At 46.7% G+C, this 15,696-nt stretch carries 15 protein-coding genes; 9 read left to right on the top strand and 6 right to left on the bottom strand.

Annotated features, from left to right (window positions below; translation table 11 throughout):
- Positions 1-23 precede the first annotated feature (23 nt).
- Positions 24-1,400, bottom strand: coding sequence for a sugar porter family MFS transporter (locus SB724_RS11170; protein ID WP_265972783.1), 1,377 nt, complete (start codon positions 1,398-1,400; stop codon positions 24-26).
- Between the two features lie 304 nt (positions 1,401-1,704).
- Here SB724_RS11170 and SB724_RS11165 point away from each other — a divergent pair, with 304 nt between their 5' ends.
- The 3 genes from SB724_RS11165 to SB724_RS11155 all read left to right on the top strand — a co-directional run bounded on the left by SB724_RS11165 (position 1,705) and on the right by SB724_RS11155 (position 4,534).
- The gene (locus SB724_RS11165) at positions 1,705-2,691 is read left to right on the top strand and encodes an LCP family protein (RefSeq protein ID WP_007407510.1); all 987 of its coding nucleotides are present in this window, start codon (positions 1,705-1,707) and stop codon (positions 2,689-2,691) included.
- Between the two features lie 154 nt (positions 2,692-2,845).
- The gene (locus tag SB724_RS11160; RefSeq protein WP_410571123.1) at positions 2,846-3,703 is read left to right on the top strand and encodes a Cof-type HAD-IIB family hydrolase; all 858 of its coding nucleotides are present in this window, start codon (positions 2,846-2,848) and stop codon (positions 3,701-3,703) included.
- Positions 3,704-3,808: 105 nt separating this feature from the next.
- Positions 3,809-4,534, top strand: a complete 726-nt coding sequence (locus SB724_RS11155; protein WP_082998301.1) for a sunset domain-containing protein — start codon at positions 3,809-3,811, stop codon at positions 4,532-4,534.
- Between the two features lie 39 nt (positions 4,535-4,573).
- Here the strand turns inward: SB724_RS11155 and SB724_RS11150 are convergent, their stop codons facing one another.
- From SB724_RS11150 to pgsB, 5 genes are all read right to left on the bottom strand, one after another.
- Positions 4,574-5,809: a C40 family peptidase gene (locus SB724_RS11150; protein WP_265972780.1), complete on the bottom strand. Its 1,236-nt coding sequence runs from the start codon at positions 5,807-5,809 to the stop codon at positions 4,574-4,576.
- Positions 5,810-5,959: 150 nt separating this feature from the next.
- Positions 5,960-6,121 carry an extrachromosomal elements maintenance protein EdmS gene (edmS, locus tag SB724_RS11145; RefSeq protein WP_003151344.1) on the bottom strand — a complete coding sequence of 54 codons (162 nt, stop codon included), beginning with the start codon at positions 6,119-6,121 and terminating at the stop codon, positions 5,960-5,962.
- A gap of 7 nt (positions 6,122-6,128) precedes the next feature.
- Positions 6,129-7,277, bottom strand: coding sequence for a CapA family protein (locus tag SB724_RS11140; protein WP_007614174.1), 1,149 nt, complete (start codon positions 7,275-7,277; stop codon positions 6,129-6,131).
- An 18-nt stretch (positions 7,278-7,295) separates the two neighbouring features.
- Complete coding sequence (gene pgsC / locus SB724_RS11135) at positions 7,296-7,745, bottom strand: poly-gamma-glutamate biosynthesis protein PgsC (RefSeq protein ID WP_003151340.1); 450 nt, start codon at positions 7,743-7,745, stop codon at positions 7,296-7,298.
- 14 nt (positions 7,746-7,759) lie between these two features.
- Positions 7,760-8,941, bottom strand: a complete 1,182-nt coding sequence (pgsB, locus tag SB724_RS11130) for a poly-gamma-glutamate synthase PgsB (RefSeq protein WP_003151337.1) — start codon at positions 8,939-8,941, stop codon at positions 7,760-7,762.
- Between the two features lie 731 nt (positions 8,942-9,672).
- On the opposite strand from pgsB, the gene SB724_RS11125 reads away from it, so the two are divergent.
- The 6 genes from SB724_RS11125 (at position 9,673) to rbsD (ending at position 15,695) form a co-directional block, all read left to right on the top strand.
- On the top strand, positions 9,673-11,142 hold the full coding sequence (locus SB724_RS11125) for a spore germination protein (protein WP_022553884.1): 1,470 nt from the start codon (positions 9,673-9,675) through the stop codon (positions 11,140-11,142).
- The gene (locus SB724_RS11120) at positions 11,132-12,223 is read left to right on the top strand and encodes a GerAB/ArcD/ProY family transporter (RefSeq protein WP_060562477.1); all 1,092 of its coding nucleotides are present in this window, start codon (positions 11,132-11,134) and stop codon (positions 12,221-12,223) included. Before SB724_RS11125 ends, SB724_RS11120 begins: the two co-directional genes overlap by 11 nt.
- Positions 12,213-13,346 carry a Ger(x)C family spore germination protein gene (locus tag SB724_RS11115; RefSeq protein WP_014305952.1) on the top strand — a complete coding sequence of 378 codons (1,134 nt, stop codon included), beginning with the start codon at positions 12,213-12,215 and terminating at the stop codon, positions 13,344-13,346. Before SB724_RS11120 ends, SB724_RS11115 begins: the two co-directional genes overlap by 11 nt.
- 93 nt (positions 13,347-13,439) lie before the next feature.
- The gene (locus SB724_RS11110; RefSeq protein ID WP_265972778.1) at positions 13,440-14,429 is read left to right on the top strand and encodes a LacI family DNA-binding transcriptional regulator; all 990 of its coding nucleotides are present in this window, start codon (positions 13,440-13,442) and stop codon (positions 14,427-14,429) included.
- Positions 14,422-15,303, top strand: coding sequence for a ribokinase (gene rbsK / locus SB724_RS11105; RefSeq protein ID WP_410571119.1), 882 nt, complete (start codon positions 14,422-14,424; stop codon positions 15,301-15,303). The genes SB724_RS11110 and rbsK overlap by 8 nt, the downstream gene beginning before the upstream one ends.
- Positions 15,300-15,695 (top strand): D-ribose pyranase, encoded by a 396-nt coding sequence (gene rbsD / locus SB724_RS11100; protein ID WP_410571117.1) that lies wholly within the window; start codon positions 15,300-15,302, stop codon positions 15,693-15,695. The genes rbsK and rbsD overlap by 4 nt, the downstream gene beginning before the upstream one ends.
- Position 15,696: the final 1 nt, after the last annotated feature.

Here is a 15,696-nt window from a genome sequence, read left to right as displayed (position 1 = left end):
TAACCGCCCCCTAAAACTGAATATTACGGATGAACTGTCCGCCGATTTGATTCTGATCCCGAGCCTCCGTTACGGCTTTTCAGATCCTGCTCAATTTCTTCAAGGCTTTTCCCCTTCGTCTCGGTCACTTTAAACCGGACGAACAGGAATGCCAGTATCCCGATCGCGGCATAAATGAGAAATAAATAGCTGATGCCGACTGCTTCCATTAACATCGGATAGGTTAATGAGACAATCAATGTTCCGGCATGCAGCATCAAAGTGGAAACACCCGTCCCGATACCCCGGACATGCAGCGGGAATAATTCAGGAAGCATGACCCACACGGCAGGCCCCCAGCTGACCGCAAACACAATGATAAACAGGCCTAAACAAATCACCGTTGTCCATGATGCGGCTGCTGAATGTTCAAAGAAGAGATTGACCGCGGCCAATACGAGCAGACTGATGACCATGCCCGCATTACCGGCCAGCAGCAGCGGCTTCCGGCCGATTTTATCAATAACTTTAATAGCCGCAAGCGTCATGATGACATTGACGGCGCCGATTCCGACCGTTCCCAATATAGACGCGGAATTGCCGAACCCGACACTGGTAAATGTTTTCGGGGCGTAATAAATAATTGTATTTGTCCCGATGAATTGCTGCAAAAAGGCAAGTCCGAGGCCGGCAATCAGCGCGGGTCTCACCCACGGCTCAAACAATTCTTTCAAGCCGCCTTCGTTTTCCTTTTCCGCTTCTTTCATCTGATCAATCTCATCATCAATATTCTTCGTTCCCCGCAATGATGAAAGGATTTCTCTTGCTTTCTCTTCTTTGCCGATCGTAAACAGCCAGCGCGGGCTTTCCGGCATAAATAAGATTCCGATCAGCAGAATGACTGACGGCACAACCGCAAGTCCAAGCATCCAGCGCCAAGCGCCTGCATCGGCAAATATATAGTTCACGATATAAGAAACGAGGATTCCGACCGTAATCATCAGCTGATTCAGCGAAGAAAGCGCCCCCCGTTTATGCTTCGGAGCCAGCTCCGATAAATAGAGCGGAACGATCGTTGTAGATGTTCCGACAGCCAGTCCGAGAATGATCCGGAAAAGAATCATCACCTCTGTATTCGGGGCAAAAGCGACCCCTAAACCGCCTATACAAAACAGCAGCGCCGCTCCCATGATGGCCTTCCGCCTGCCGAACCGGTCGGTCAGTTTGCCGGCGAATCCCGACCCGAGAATCGCCCCCGCCAATAACGAACTGACGACGAGGCCTTCTGTAAAGGCGTTCAGTCCCAGTTCTTTTTTCATAAATAAAATAGCTCCGGAAATGACCCCGGTATCATATCCGTATAACGCGCCGCCGAGTGCGCCGAAAAAATAGAGCCATTTATTCGAGTGTATGCTTTTCATGTTATTTAGACTCCCTTCATCCAACGCTGTATCCGCGCGGAATTGTTCTACTGCTTCTTTTGCCTGTTTCCGTCCGTTTCAAACCTTCCGCACCGTTAATATCCATTATTTTACTAATTATTTTTTACAAAGCGACGAAACATTTCCCGCTTCCTGCCGTCCAATATAATGTGAACCTGATGCAAAAATAACAGTAGATGTTGTCGAAATAGAGAGAAAGATTTGGAATTTTCTCATTTGAAGAGTTGCTCCAAGTCAACAATTATGGTACGCTTCACAAAGAATAGAAACGAGAGGTAATGATATGGAAGAACGATCTCAACGCAGAAAAAAGAAAAGACGCCTCAGAAAATGGGTGAAATTTGTACTGGTATTCGCCGCTTTCTTATTGGTGATCGCCGGTTCCGTCGGCACCTACGCATTTGTGAAATTGAATAATGCGACCAAAGAAGCTCACGTCAGCCTTGACCGCGGCGACCAGTCCGTAAAACGGATCAAAGAATTTGACCCGAAGAAGGATTCTTTCACCGTATTGCTTTTAGGAATAGACGCCCGTGACAATAAGGGCGAATCAGTAGATGACGCAAGAAGTGACGCCAACGTGCTCGTCACCTTCAACCGGAAAAAGAAAACAGCGACGATGCTCAGCATTCCGCGGGATTCCTATGTCAACATCCCGGGACACGGCTATGACAAATTCGCGCACGCACATGCTTACGGCGGTTATAATTTAACTTATAAAACAGTAGAAAACATGCTTGATATTCCGGTAGATTATGTGGTTGAGAGCAACTTCGACGCGTTCCGCGATGTCGTCAATGAGTTGAACGGCGTTACGGTAAATGTGAAAAGCCAGAAAATTGCCGATCGTATTAAGGTCGATACAAAAGGAAAAGTCGTGCTGAAGCCGGGCGTTCAGACGCTTGACGGTGAGCAGGCACTGGCTTATGTAAGAACACGCAAAGCGGACACCGATCTGATGCGCGGACAAAGACAGATGGAAGTGCTGAGCGCCATTATTAAAAAATCTAAATCGTTAAGCTCGATCCCATCTTATGACGATATCGTCGACAGCTTAGGGAAAAACTTAAAAATGAACTTATCTCTTAATGACGCCATCGGTCTGTTCCCGTTTATCACATCGCTGAAATCGGTGGATTCTTTGCAGCTGACAGGTTCAGACAGCTATATTTACACTCCTCAGTACGGCAAAAATATTTATTACTTCAAGCTGAATGAGGAAAACCTTCAAGAAGTGAAAACGAAATTAAAAAATGATTTAAACGCGTAAGATGTCACGGCGGGGTTAGCAAATCCCGCCGTTTTTCTGTTGAAAAAAAGGACATGAAGGTATAGCCTTTTAACTGACGGCTTTCTGCTGATTTCGCACAAAGCTGAACATACTACATGAAGCAGCTTTATTTTTAAGGAGGGCATCCATACATATGAAATTGATAGCCATTGACTTAGACGGCACATTACTGAACTCGGACAGTGTGATTTCTCCGGAAAACAGAGGGGCTTTACAAAGAGCGGATGAAGCGGGCATTCTCGTGGCCATCTGCACGGGCAGAGCCACGTTTGATGTAAAAGCGCTCTTAAAGGATTTGGATATTCCGATCATTGCGGCAAACGGCGGGACAGTCCATGACAAAGGATACCGCCTCGTCAGCCGGCTCTTAATGGATCAGCAGGCCGGGAAGGATATCGCCGCTTATTTAACGGACAACGACATTTACTTTGAGGTCTATACAGATGATCATCTGCTGTCCCCGTTTGACGGCGAGTCCAAACTGCAGGCAGAACTGGACATTCTGAAAAGCGCCAATCCCAAGGAAGATATTCGGACATTATGGGAGGGCGCAAAGACGCAGTTCAAACAATTCGGCATTAAACCCGTGCAGGATATACAGGCGATTTTTAACGGAGACGAACATGTTTACAAGCTTCTTTGTTTCTCTTTTGATATGGAAAAACTGAGAAACGCCAAAGAAGAAATTACACATCATCCGAAATTATCCCAGACATCTTCCGGGAAACACATTATCGAAATCCTCCCTGCCGGTTCCGGAAAGGGACGTGCTCTGACGGAGCTTGCCTCACTGTACGGAATTGAAAAACAGGATATTTACGCCATCGGCGACAGCCCGAATGATTTCTCCATGTTTGAAGCGGCGGGAAACCGTATCGCCATGGGCAATGCGATTGATGAACTGAAGGAAAAAAGCACGTATATTACAAAAAGCAACGATGAAAACGGAGTCGCATATTTCATCAACCGGCTTCTCGACAACGATCAATAAAAGGCAAAAGCCAGGTCTTTCACGGCCTGGTTTTTCATGTTTCCCAAAAAAGTAATTCCCAAAAATGAAAATAAATTGTAAGATAAAGAAAAAAGGAGTTTCATGATGTCGAATGCAATCGCTATTATAGGATGTTTAGCTTTTCTCTGCGCAGTCGGATACGGAATATTCCACCTCATATGCAAAGCGGCAAAAAAAGAAAAACATTTTTCAAAAAAGCTGTTTTGGCCCCTTCTTATCGGCGGATTTATCCTGCTTCTGACCGGTGCCTCCCTCGCAGAGCCGGACGCCTCGGCCGTGAAGGCAGAGGAGAAATACAGCACCCTTGATACCGCTTATCAAAAATTGACGAAGGAACACCAGGCGCTTGAGAAAAAATATGAAAGCATCAGTGCCGCGGCCGAAAAGGAGAAATCCGAAGCCGAAGCCGGCAATGAAGAAAAACTCAGCAAACTCAGCCAAGAGATAAGCGAGCTGAAAAAAACAAACAAATCACTCAAACAAGACAATGAGAAATTAAAAAATTCACAAAAGAAGCTCGAAAAGACCGCCGAAACGCTTCAGTCAGAAAATAAAACTTTAAAGCGGCAGAAAGCAGAAACAAAAACATCCGAAAACGCGGAAACGGCGCAAAACAACGCCCCTTCCTCCGGCGGACATGCCGAAACGAAAGCAGCCGGCACCTCACAGGGGTGCGACATTAAAGGCAGCCGGAACGGCATTTATCACACGCCGGGAAGTACATACTACGACCGGACGACAGATCCCGCGGAAATGTTCTGTTCCGTAGAGGATGCGGTAGCGGCCGGATACAGAGCGCCGAAACGGTAAAAGAAAAAGACGTCAGAGACACTCTCTGACGTCTTTTTTTTACGGAAGCCGGATGCTGCCCGCATATTTGTCCTTCCAATAAGCGCTTGTGTTCATATTTGTTATGGTAACGCCTGCGGACACGGTGGCATGAATCACTTGTCCGTTCCCGATATAAATGGCCGGATTCAGGCTTTCCGCTTTAAAGAAGACCAGATCGCCGGGCTTCAGATCTTGTTTATCGACCGGAACGCCCGCCTGCATCTGCTTGTCCGCATAACGCGGCAGGCTGATTCCTTTCGCTTTTTGATAGATGTATTGAACAAATCCCGCCGTATCAAAGCCGGTTTCCGGTGAAACGCCGCCTTTCAGATAAGAAATTCCGATATGATCGGCCGCTGTGGACACAACGGGATTTTCTTTAGAAATGGCTAAATTGCTGAATCGGCGCACCCCCGTAAAATGTTTTTTCCAGTAATCTTCCGACAAGTAAGAAATGGTGACTTTTGCGGAGCGGCTTGCTTGGATGAACCTTCCCTCTCCCGCATAAATGCCCGCATGGGAAATTCCTTTTTTATACGTGTCGCTGAAATAAATCACGTCCCCGGGCTTTATGTCGCTCAGTTTGATTTTCTCACCGACCAGCCACTGCTGTTCCGCAGATCTCGGCAGGTAAATGTGAAGCTTGTTTTCAAAAACATATTGGACCAGCCCCGAACAGTCGAATCCCTCCTCGGGCGTGCTTCCGCCGAAGACATACGGAATGTCGAGATAACGGGCTGCCTCCTGAACGATCGGATCATCAGCCAGTTCCGGATCTTTTGTAATCCGCTTTGCGCCAAGATATAAATTCATCCAATAACTGCTTTTTTGAAAGCGTGTGACGGTTACGCCTTCTGACGGAGAACTGTGTATCATCTCTCCGTTTCCGATATAAAGACCGTCATGGACGGGCGCGTTTTGTGTGGAATCCGACTTTTTGAAAAACACAAGATCTCCCGGTAAAAGGTCATTTTCTTTGACAGCAGCTCCGACTTTCCATTGATCACTGACCGTTCTCGGCAGATGGATGTTCTGTCTGCTGAAAAGATAATGCATCAATCCGGACGGATCAAAACCGTCCTCAGGCTCTTCGCCTCCGTAAACATATTTATTTCCGACAAGTTTTTGCGCGTCTGAAACCATCAGGACAGAAACTTGAGAATCCGCTTCAGCAATTTCCGTTCTCGTTACTGCGGGTGCCACAAGACAAATCATAAGGCCGGCAAGGATGTACTTCCTCCAGCTTGTGAGCATGTTTTCTATTCACTCTCCTCATTTTTAGTAGTTTTTACATCGGTAACTTTTAACAAATGTTTAGGAGAGCACACAAAAAAAGAATGCCCGTTATGGGCATTCTTTACTGGATTCGGAACAAACAATATGCCGGCAAGCGGAATCATGCGCTTATTTTGCGCCCGCTGTGTCCTCTTGCTGAATTTTTTGCATTTCCGTGTCAATTTTTTGTTTTTCCTGATCTGTGAGCTGATCATTGTATTTAAACGCTGACATAAACATAAATACCATAATGATCGCGGCAAACGGCCATCCCGCTTTAATGATTTTCATTTGTTTTTCACTCCGCTTTCTTTTTTAAGATATCGCTGTGATCCACATCAAACGTTAATTTTCCATCCTTGACGCTCCAATCGAAATTCGATTCTTTCGTCAGTTCACGTACGATCGTTTTATGATTGATGCTGCCTTTTTTAACCGGTGCAGGTGTTGCTTCATGAATATTCATCGGCGTGACTTCAAAGCGTCCCGTGCCGTTTTTCTGCAGATGATATTGAACAAGCGCCGTGTCTCTCGTTCTTGTCCACCCCTGGTCGAATACGAAGTTGCCCAGGCTGTAGAAAATAACGGTGCCGTGGTACATTTCGATCGGTTCCAGCACGTGCGGATGGTGTCCGACGATAATATCCGCTCCGGCATCTGACATTGCTCTTGCCAATTGGCGCTGTCTGTCATTCGGGTCATTATCGTATTCCTGTCCCCAGTGTGTTTGAACAATGACAAGATCGGCTTTCTTTTTGGCTTTAGAAATCATCGGAATAAACAGCTCTGGATCGGCCGGAAGCACACCCGGCGCATTTCGTTTAGCTGCAAAGCCTTTTCCGGAAACATCAGTGAAACCCAGTGTTGCGATTTTGATTCCGTTTACATCTTGATAAGAAATGTTCTGCTCGGCTTCCTTCAGCGTGAGGCCCGCGCCGACAAGTTCAAGATTTTGCTTTGAAAACTCTTCAACCGTATCCCGCATTCCTTGAGGGCCGTAATCCATCGCATGGTTGTTGGCTGCCGTGAGAACGGTGAAATTCATGTCCTTCAATACTTTTACGGCATCTTTGTTTGACTGAAGGTGGATATTTTTTTCTGCTTCTTTGTAGTTCTTTTTATATGTAACCGGGTTTTCAAAGTTCCCCGACACATAGTCGGATGCTTCGAAGAATGGCTTTGCGTAACGGAAGACACTCTCCGTGCCTTTATGCTTTGTCACTTTCTCGACATTCCGGCCCATCATAATATCTCCGACGAATGAGGCTGATACAAGGTCATCGGCATTTCTTTTCACACTCGGCGTTTCCGCCTTCCCTGTCAGGATGCAGACGAACATCAGGCAAAAGACGATCGGCAGCGCGATAAAAACGTGAAGATTGGTCTTCTTTTTCTGCTGTTTGGTCAGCTTCAGCAGTTTTTCTTGAAAGCTTAATTGTTTTTTCATCGTTTGACACACCTTACATTAGATTAAGTAGTAAGCAAACATAATGGCAAAAGTTGCGCCGCTTAAGAACAGCGTGCTGGCAAATGTAATCGTTAATCCCTGTTTCTGAATGGTATTGGCGATCAGACCCGGTACGATGATACCGATTCCGCGGAATTCTGATATCTCAAACGGTACGATCGGGTAAAGGAAATCAAGGGCGATTTTTAAGCAGATTCCCGTTATCAGCATAGCTGCGAATTTTCTGCGTCCGTACAAAATCATAAATCTGGATAAACCGTATTTGACGATCACGTATGTAAGAAGGCTTACTAACAATACGAGTAAAATAAAGACCGGCTGGTTAAAAACGAGTCCTAAATAACCCGGCACGACTAAACCGGCAGGTACGATACCTGTTTTTTCCGCGAAAATTAAACTGATTAACACGCCTAAAATAAGTGAGATGTATAAATCTGATCCGAACATTTATCCTTTTCCTCCTAGCTAACGAGCTGTTTCACCTTATACTCTTGAATTTTTTCAATTAATGGTTCCGCTGAACCGTGGATATTGCCGACGCCATATATGACACGGTTTTGCATTCTTGTTTTCAGCACGTCCATGATTTCGTCTGTTGATTTATATTCCAGATCGTGCAGTGTATCGGCAGGAATCTTGCCTTCTTCATAAGCTCTGACGATCGGTTCTGTCGTCTCGCCGATGAGTATGAGTTCCTTCGTTTTAATGTACGGAAGCACGTCGTTTGCGAACTGAATCGTTCTGTCCACACGGTCGGCGCGGCAGTTCATGATAACGATCGGTTCATCTGTCGGGTAGCCGATTTCCTTTACACGTTTCCATATATTTAAAGTAGAAGATGCATCATTTGCGGCAAAGCCGTTTACGAAATGACCGGGCTCCTTCGTGCTGAGCAGCGGCAGGATTCTCATAGCGCCAGGATCAGGCGGCGCATTCAGCATTCCTTTAAACGCCGTTTCTTCATCTATCCCAAGAGCCTGGGCAACGCCGAGCGCAAGGGAAGCGTTATCAGGAAAGACCATATATTCAAATTTACGAAGGTATTCATCTGTAATTTTAGAGTTATCCGCAATAATGACCTCGGTATTCCGCTCTGCGGCTTTTTCTTTAAAGAAGTCTGTGTATTCACTGTCTGTAATGACAAGGTGACCGTTATACGGTATCGTCGCGGTAAATGCTTCAGCGATTTCATCAAGCGTAGGCCCCATGACGTCCATATGGTCTTCAAGCACATTCACGATGACGCCGATGTTGGCTTGAAGGAGTTCTTCCTGAAAGATAATCTGATAATCCGGGTTTACCGCCATACATTCACTGACAATGGCATTGGCGCCCCGTTCTACGGTTTCCTTCATTACTTCTTTTTGCTCGCCGATATTCGGGCCCTGCGGTTTCCGTTTGATCGGTTTCTCCTCAGGTGTATCCCAATAAATCATCCTTGCATCTGTTCCCGTCGTTTTTCCGACTGTTTTGTAGCCCGCCTCCATCAGTATTCCGGTCGTCAGCCTCGTTACGGTTGACTTTCCGCGGATACCATTAATATTGACGCGTACTGGCAGAGCATCGATATTCTTCTGATGCCGCCTTTTTTCAATGATTCCGATGATTAGTACGGCAGCACAGGCTATAATGAGTAACCACATTGATTTTTGACATCTCCTTCTGTATTGATAAATTCATTCATCAGTATATAGCTTCACTATGAATTCTCAATCGGCATTATGTAACATAATCTTCCCGCTTTCACTGAGCCAAACTTCTCTATTAGTGACGCTATTCTTCCTATTATCGAATTGCTTTTTTTGGGAATAGGCAGGACTTCAACCTTACTTCAATTTTTCAAAAGATAAATGAATGCGTTTACATTTACGCACAGAAATTCATTTGGACCAATGGAACTACTCGCGTTCCGGAAGAAAAAGATGTAATGATAATCCATCTTTTCCAGCCCGTTTGTATCAGCGTTTTTCGCACTGCGCATACGTTTCGGGACTCTCTGTCCGCTGTGTGCAGACTGCCTGTTTTGTTAAGGATAAGGTCTTAAAGTCATTCATTTTTCCCCCGTATCCTGCTTTCAGTCCCATTCCAAAATAACTAGCGGAATGACTTGTACATGACAGAATAAGACGGGTCCGGAGTGTTTACAAGAAATACACATTTTATATGCGGAAAGCCTTTCTCCTTTTAAACCATTTACAGGACATTTATCCCTCTTTTGAAATAATTTTAATAAATCTTTATATTCGTTCAAGAAATATTCATCCATAAATGTGAAGTTCTTGATAAAACATCAGGGAACTCCTCTATTTTATAAAATGCATAAAAAAGGAATACCCGCTGAAAACTACAGATAACCAGGAAAGGAGGCGGTCTGATGTCTGCGGATAAACAAAACAAACGGATTCCCGGCGATTTTGAATCGGCTGTACGGGAAATGCAGGAGCTGATGTGTGTTTGCGGTGATTTTAAAATACGAAGGATCAAACTGCAGGACCGCCATACCGCTTTCTTTTATATTGAACAAATGATAGAAGAACAGAAGCTGAATGAGTTTCTGTTAAGCGACACCCTGCAGAACGGCCCGCTTGAGGAAACGATGAATGCCGTCAGCAGTGCGGAAACGGATGAAATCAGAAAACTCATTGACGGGATTTTGGCAGGACAGGTTGTTTTTCTCAGCGATGCATCAAGGAAAGCGAAGCTGTTTTCCGTCGGGCAGAATCCGCTGCGTTCCATTATGGAACCCGAATCTGAAAGTATCGTCCGCGGCGCCCATGACGGGTTTGTGGAAAGTTTGGAAACGAACATTCATCAGCTGCGGTTTCACATACAGGACCGCCATCTCTCCGTTCATTATATGGATATCGGGGAAAGAGCCAAATCAAAAGTTGCGGTTATCTTTGTTGAGAATATCGCCAATCCGGAGATTGTGGAGGAAGTGAAGCGGCGCCTGTCATACCTGCGTATAGACAGCGTGCTTGCGCCCGGGATTATCGAGGAATCAATAGAAGATAATTCGTTTTCCATTTTTCCGCAGATCATTCATACGGAACGGCCGGATAAAGCAAAAGCATGCGTGATGGAAGGCTGTGTGCTGATCATGATGGACGGGAGTCCGTCGGCTTTGATTGCGCCGATCACATTCTTTTCTTTTTTTCAATCTCCGGATGACTACAGCACGAGATGGATTTCCGCCAGTTTTTTAAGAGTGCTGAGATTTTTCGCCTTTATGATCGCGATTACGCTGCCCGCTTTTTATATCGCGCTGATTGCGTTTCATTTTGAAGTCATTCCCAACGATCTGATTATCACCATGAAAAATTCGATTGTTGATATTCCCTTCCCTCCGCTGATAGAAGCCATGATTATGGAGATTACAATTGAACTGATCCGCGAAGCCGGTATCAGGCTGCCGAAACCGATCAGTCAGACGATCGGCATTGTCGGCGGTCTCGTGATCGGTGACGCAGTCGTTCAGGCGGGACTCATTTCTAATATGATGATTATCGTCGTAGCCGTTACGGCCGTTTCTTCTTTTGTGCTTCCTTCATATGAAATGAGCACGTCCATCCGAACGCTCAGGTTTCCGCTTATGTTTCTGGCATCCTCGTTCGGTTTTATCGGCATCGCACTCGGCTTCGGGCTTATTCTGATGAACCTGTGCAAGCTTGAATCACTCGGCGTTCCTTATTTATCATCTCTGACGCCGTTTCATTTCAGCGACTTGAAGGATGCATTTATCCGGCTGCCGGCTTGGTTTATTAAAAGAAGGCCTTTTTATTTGAGACCGCAAGACTCAAAGCAGATAAAACATGTTCGGGGGTGGAGAAAAGATGAAGCCTAAAAAAATCAGCCCGCTTCAAGGCGTGTTTTTCATCAATCAGACGCAGATCAGCATCGGCATTTTGGCGCTGCCCCATTTACTGATGATGAAATCGGGAAGTAGCGGATGGATTTCCATTCTGCTTACCGGATTGCTCGTCCAGCTTACATTCAGCCTGTATATGATATTATTTCACCGGTTTCCGAAGCTGAACCTGTACGAAATGCTGGAGGAGGTATTCGGAACACTTGCCGGCAAAGGGATGCAGGTGCTGTATATTTTATATTTCGCGTTTCTCTGCACGCTCATTCTTTCTGTATTTACACGGATATTGGATATCTGGGTGCTCCCGCAGACTCCGAATTGGGTGGTCAGCTTAATGCTGATCCTCGGCTCTGTCTATATCGCCCAGGCTCCGCTGAATGCGATCGCCAGGTTCAGCTTTATCTTAACGCCGTTTTTGCTGCTGATCTCTCTGCCGATTTTATACACGCTGGGAAAAGCCGATATCACATACATTATGCCGATTTTTCACGGAACCGCAAAAGACATGCTGACCGGGGTGCAGCAAACACTTGTCAGCATTACCGGCTTTCAGGCGGCGCTCGTGATCGGGCCCCTTATCAACTGCACCGTCAGCCAGCGTTACAAAATACTGACGATTTCAAACATCTTGATTATCCTTTATTACCTGTATATCACCCTTACTTGCTTTGTCACAATCAGCCCCGAAGAAATAAAAATGATCCCGGAGCCTGTGCTGTACCTGTTAAAAACCGTTTCATTCAGAATTATCGAACGGACGGATCTGCTCTTTTTGACGTTTTGGTTCGTGACCGTCTTTTCAACGCTGGCCAACGTGTTTTACTTGGCAAGCACCGGCATCGCCAAGCTGTTCAATCAAAAAGACCACAGCCGGTTTGTTTATCCGCTGGCCCTGCTCGTCTTCCTCCTGTCTATTTGGGCCACAAGCACAGATAAAACGATACAGCAGCTGGATCAGTTTTTCCGCATTTCCGATATTGTGTTTGTGTATTTGTTTCCGTTGTTTATGGTATTGATTGTCCTTGTACGCAAAAAGGGTGTCCGCCATGCGCATTAAAAAAGCGGTTCTTATCAGTCTCATGTGCGCAAGCCTGACACTTGCGGGCTGCTGGGATCAAAATTTGCTGAAAGATATTTCTCTCGTGCTGACCGCAAGCCTTGATGTTGATCATGACGGTAAAAATAAAATCGGCATCACCTATCGGAAGGTTCAGTCCTCCCAGGCGGAACAGGAAACAGGCGGCTCATTCATTACGACGGTGCTCAGCGCTTCCGGGCACACCATCCGTGAAGCGCGGTTTCAATTGGATAAGCTTGTCGACCAGCGCATTGACACGTCCAAGCAAAGAGTCTTATTAATCGGTGAGAAAATGGCGGAAAAACCGCTTTTTCCTTATCTCGATGTCTTTTACAGAGATCCGAAAAGCCCGCTTCTCGCTCATCCGGCGGTTGTAAAAGACGGCGAGGCGATTGAAGTGCTGAAGCTGATCGTCCGGCAGAAATTGATTGTCAGCAAGTATTTAACGAATTTATTAACAAGCGCTAATGCGGAATCAAATATCAGCATGGAGAATTTGCAATCCATCCGTTCAAGCATGCTGACGGCTGATAAAGATTTCGCCCTTCCTTATTTATCGATTAACGGACAGACGATAAAGGTAGAGGGTTCTGCCCTGTTCAGCGGCCAGCGGAAAGTGACTGAGGTGCTCGGTCAGGATTCGACCCTCCTGACCCTTTTAAGCGGGCAATTTAATAAATCGGCTAATATTAATCTGAAGCTGTGGGACAAATACAAAATGGATATTGAAAATTATCTTTCTCTCGGCATCACGGATGCCACGCGAAAGATTGTTTTTATAGATACAGATCCGCAGCATATAAAAGTGAAAATCCGTTTAAAACTGAATGCACGCGTCTTGGAATATCCAAAGGACAAGCTGAATTCTTATACGGCAATCGACCAAATGAACAAACAAGCATCAGCAAATTTGAACAGCCAGGCCAGATCGGTGATCAGCCATATTCAGGAGCACAACTCGGATATCCTCGGCATCGGCCGTAAATATCAAACCCATTATTATGAGCGGGGCAAGCGGCTCAATTGGCGTGAGGTCTATCCTTCCATCGAGATAATCCCTGATATTAAAGTGAATATCTCACAAATCGGCATCGTGAACTAAAAGAGACCCCGGTCTCTTTTTTTGTTGCCAACCGAAATGATTCGTGTTACTCTTTTTATGTAAACGGTTACATAAATGAAGGAGGAGTGTTTGTTGGCAACGATTAAAGATGTCGCAGGCGCTGCCGGCGTCTCTGTTGCCACGGTTTCGCGTGTCCTCAATGACAACGGCTACGTGCATGAAGATACACGAACGAAGGTCATGCTTGCCATGGAGAAGCTGAATTATTATCCTAATGAAGTTGCCCGCTCTCTTTATAAAAGAGAATCCAGACTGGTCGGGCTTTTGCTTCCGGATATTACGAATCCCTTTTTCCCTCAGCTTGCCCGCGGCGCTGAAGACGAGTTGCAGCGGGAAGGATACCGGCTGATCATCGGCAACAGCGATGAAGAATTGGAAAAAGAACTCGACTACCTGCAAACATTTAAACAAAATCAAGTTGCCGGTATTTTGGCGGCCACCCATTATCCCGACCTTCCCGAATACAGCGGCAGCCTTTACCCGGTCGTATTTCTGGACCGGACAAAAGAAGGCGCCCCATCCGTATTCAGTGACGGACGGGCAGGCGGAAAACGGGCGGCTGAGGAAATGCTTCGCGGCAAAAGCACAAGCATCACGCTTGTCAAAGGCCCAGCCCACCTTCCAACCGCTCAGGAACGTTTTAACGGCGCACTTAACGTGCTGCAAAAAGCGGGCGCGCCGTTCAATGTCATCTCCGCCGCTTCATTTTCCATCAAGGATGCCGCCATTTTAGCAGAAGAATTGTTTGCAGCATACCCGGAAACCGACGGAGTCATTGCCAGCAACGACATTGCGGCGGCTGCTGTTCTCCATGAGGCGCTGCGGCTCGGCAAAAAAGTTCCGGAGGAGATTCAGATCATCGGATACGACGATATTCCGCAGAGCAGGCTTTTGTTTCCGCCTCTTTCAACCATCCGCCAGCCTGCATATGAGATGGGAAAACAAGCGGCAAACCTGCTGCTGCAATTGATAAAGAAAGAGCCGCCGAAAGAGACGGCCATTCAAATGCCCGTGACTTACATAAGAAGACAAACGACGAGAAAGGATGATCACCATGAGTGAAATTTGTGTTATCGGAAGCTGTTCTATGGATCTGGTCGTCACATCTGAACGGCGTCCGAAAGCCGGAGAAACCGTACTGGGCACAGACTTTCAAACCGTGCCCGGAGGAAAAGGCGCAAATCAGGCTGTAGCCGCTTCCCGCCTGGGCGCAAACGTATATATGGTAGGAAAAGCAGGCAATGACAGTTACGGAAAAGCGATTATTGAAAACCTGAAGGCAAACGGTGTCAATACGGACTATATGGAAACGGTTACACACAAAAAAAGCGGAACGGCTCATATTGTGCTCGCAGAAGGAGACAACAGCATCGTCGTCGTAAAAGGCGCAAACGATGACATCTCCCCCGATTATGCCAAAAGTGCGCTGGCAAAACTTCCCGGCATTGATATCGTGCTGATCCAGCAGGAGATTCCTGAAGAAACCGTTGAAGAAGTGTGCAGCTACTGCCGCGTGCAGCAAATTCCGGTTATCCTGAATCCCGCGCCGGCCCGGCCGCTGAAACAATCGACGATTGAGGATGCCGCATATCTTACGCCGAACGAACATGAAGCATCCATTTTATTTCCTGACCAGACGAAAGAAGAAGCGCTCGCCGGCTATCCCGGCAAACTGTTCATTACCGAAGGAAAACAAGGCGTGCGCTACTCAGACGGCACCGCGGAACGGCTTGTTCCCGCCTTCCCTGCAGAAGCGGTCGACACGACGGGAGCCGGCGATACCTTTAATGCGGCACTTGCCGTCGCACTCGCGGAAGGTCGGGACATCGAGCAAGCGCTCTTGTTTGCCAACCGCGCCGCCTCCCTGTCCGTGCAGCACTTCGGCGCCCAAGGCGGGATGCCGGCCAGAAAAGAAGTTGAGGAGCTGCTCTCATGAAAAAACACGGAATGTTAAACAGCCACATTGCCAAAGTATTGGCCGATCTCGGGCATACAGACCTCATCGCAATCGGCGATGCGGGTCTCCCCGTCCCTGACGGTATCCCTAAAATTGATTTGTCCTTAACGGCGGGCGTTCCCGCCTTTCGGGACGTGACCAGCCTGGTAGCCGGGGAGATGGCAGTCGAAAAGGTGATAGCCGCTTCCGAGATCAAAGACGCAAATCCAGAGAATGCAAGTTTCATAAAAAGCCATTTCTCAGCGCAGGCGATCGAGTACATGTCCCACGAGGAATTCAAACGGCTCACACAGAAAGCAAAAGCCGTCATCCGAACGGGTGAAATGACACCATACGCCAACTGCATCCTGCAGGCGGGTGTGATTTTCTAGA

The sequence above is a fragment of the Bacillus sp. SIMBA_031 genome (assembly GCF_046535225.1).
Lineage (GTDB): Bacteria > Bacillota > Bacilli > Bacillales > Bacillaceae > Bacillus > Bacillus velezensis.
Note: the sequence above shows the minus strand (reverse complement) of the source record. Positions and strands in the feature narration are given on the sequence as shown.

Bases quoted from the DNA above. Each gene is read 5' to 3' on its own strand.
- SB724_RS11155 (WP_082998301.1), top strand. From the start codon at position 3,809: ATGTCGAATGCAATCGCTATTATAGGATGTTTAGCTTTTCTCTGCGCA.
- rbsD (WP_410571117.1), top strand. From the start codon at position 15,300: ATGAAAAAACACGGAATGTTAAACAGCCACATTGCCAAAGTATTGGCC.
- SB724_RS11165 (WP_007407510.1), top strand. From the start codon at position 1,705: ATGGAAGAACGATCTCAACGCAGAAAAAAGAAAAGACGCCTCAGAAAA.
- SB724_RS11125 (WP_022553884.1), top strand. From the start codon at position 9,673: ATGTCTGCGGATAAACAAAACAAACGGATTCCCGGCGATTTTGAATCG.
- rbsK (WP_410571119.1), top strand. From the start codon at position 14,422: ATGAGTGAAATTTGTGTTATCGGAAGCTGTTCTATGGATCTGGTCGTC.
- SB724_RS11120 (WP_060562477.1), top strand. From the start codon at position 11,132: ATGAAGCCTAAAAAAATCAGCCCGCTTCAAGGCGTGTTTTTCATCAAT.
- SB724_RS11115 (WP_014305952.1), top strand. From the start codon at position 12,213: ATGCGCATTAAAAAAGCGGTTCTTATCAGTCTCATGTGCGCAAGCCTG.
- pgsC (WP_003151340.1), bottom strand. From the start codon at position 7,745: ATGTTCGGATCAGATTTATACATCTCACTTATTTTAGGCGTGTTAATC.
- SB724_RS11150 (WP_265972780.1), bottom strand. From the start codon at position 5,809: ATGCTCACAAGCTGGAGGAAGTACATCCTTGCCGGCCTTATGATTTGT.
- pgsB (WP_003151337.1), bottom strand. From the start codon at position 8,941: ATGTGGTTACTCATTATAGCCTGTGCTGCCGTACTAATCATCGGAATC.
- edmS (WP_003151344.1), bottom strand. From the start codon at position 6,121: ATGAAAATCATTAAAGCGGGATGGCCGTTTGCCGCGATCATTATGGTA.
- SB724_RS11140 (WP_007614174.1), bottom strand. From the start codon at position 7,277: ATGAAAAAACAATTAAGCTTTCAAGAAAAACTGCTGAAGCTGACCAAA.
- SB724_RS11170 (WP_265972783.1), bottom strand. From the start codon at position 1,400: ATGAAAAGCATACACTCGAATAAATGGCTCTATTTTTTCGGCGCACTC.
- SB724_RS11160 (WP_410571123.1), top strand. From the start codon at position 2,846: ATGAAATTGATAGCCATTGACTTAGACGGCACATTACTGAACTCGGAC.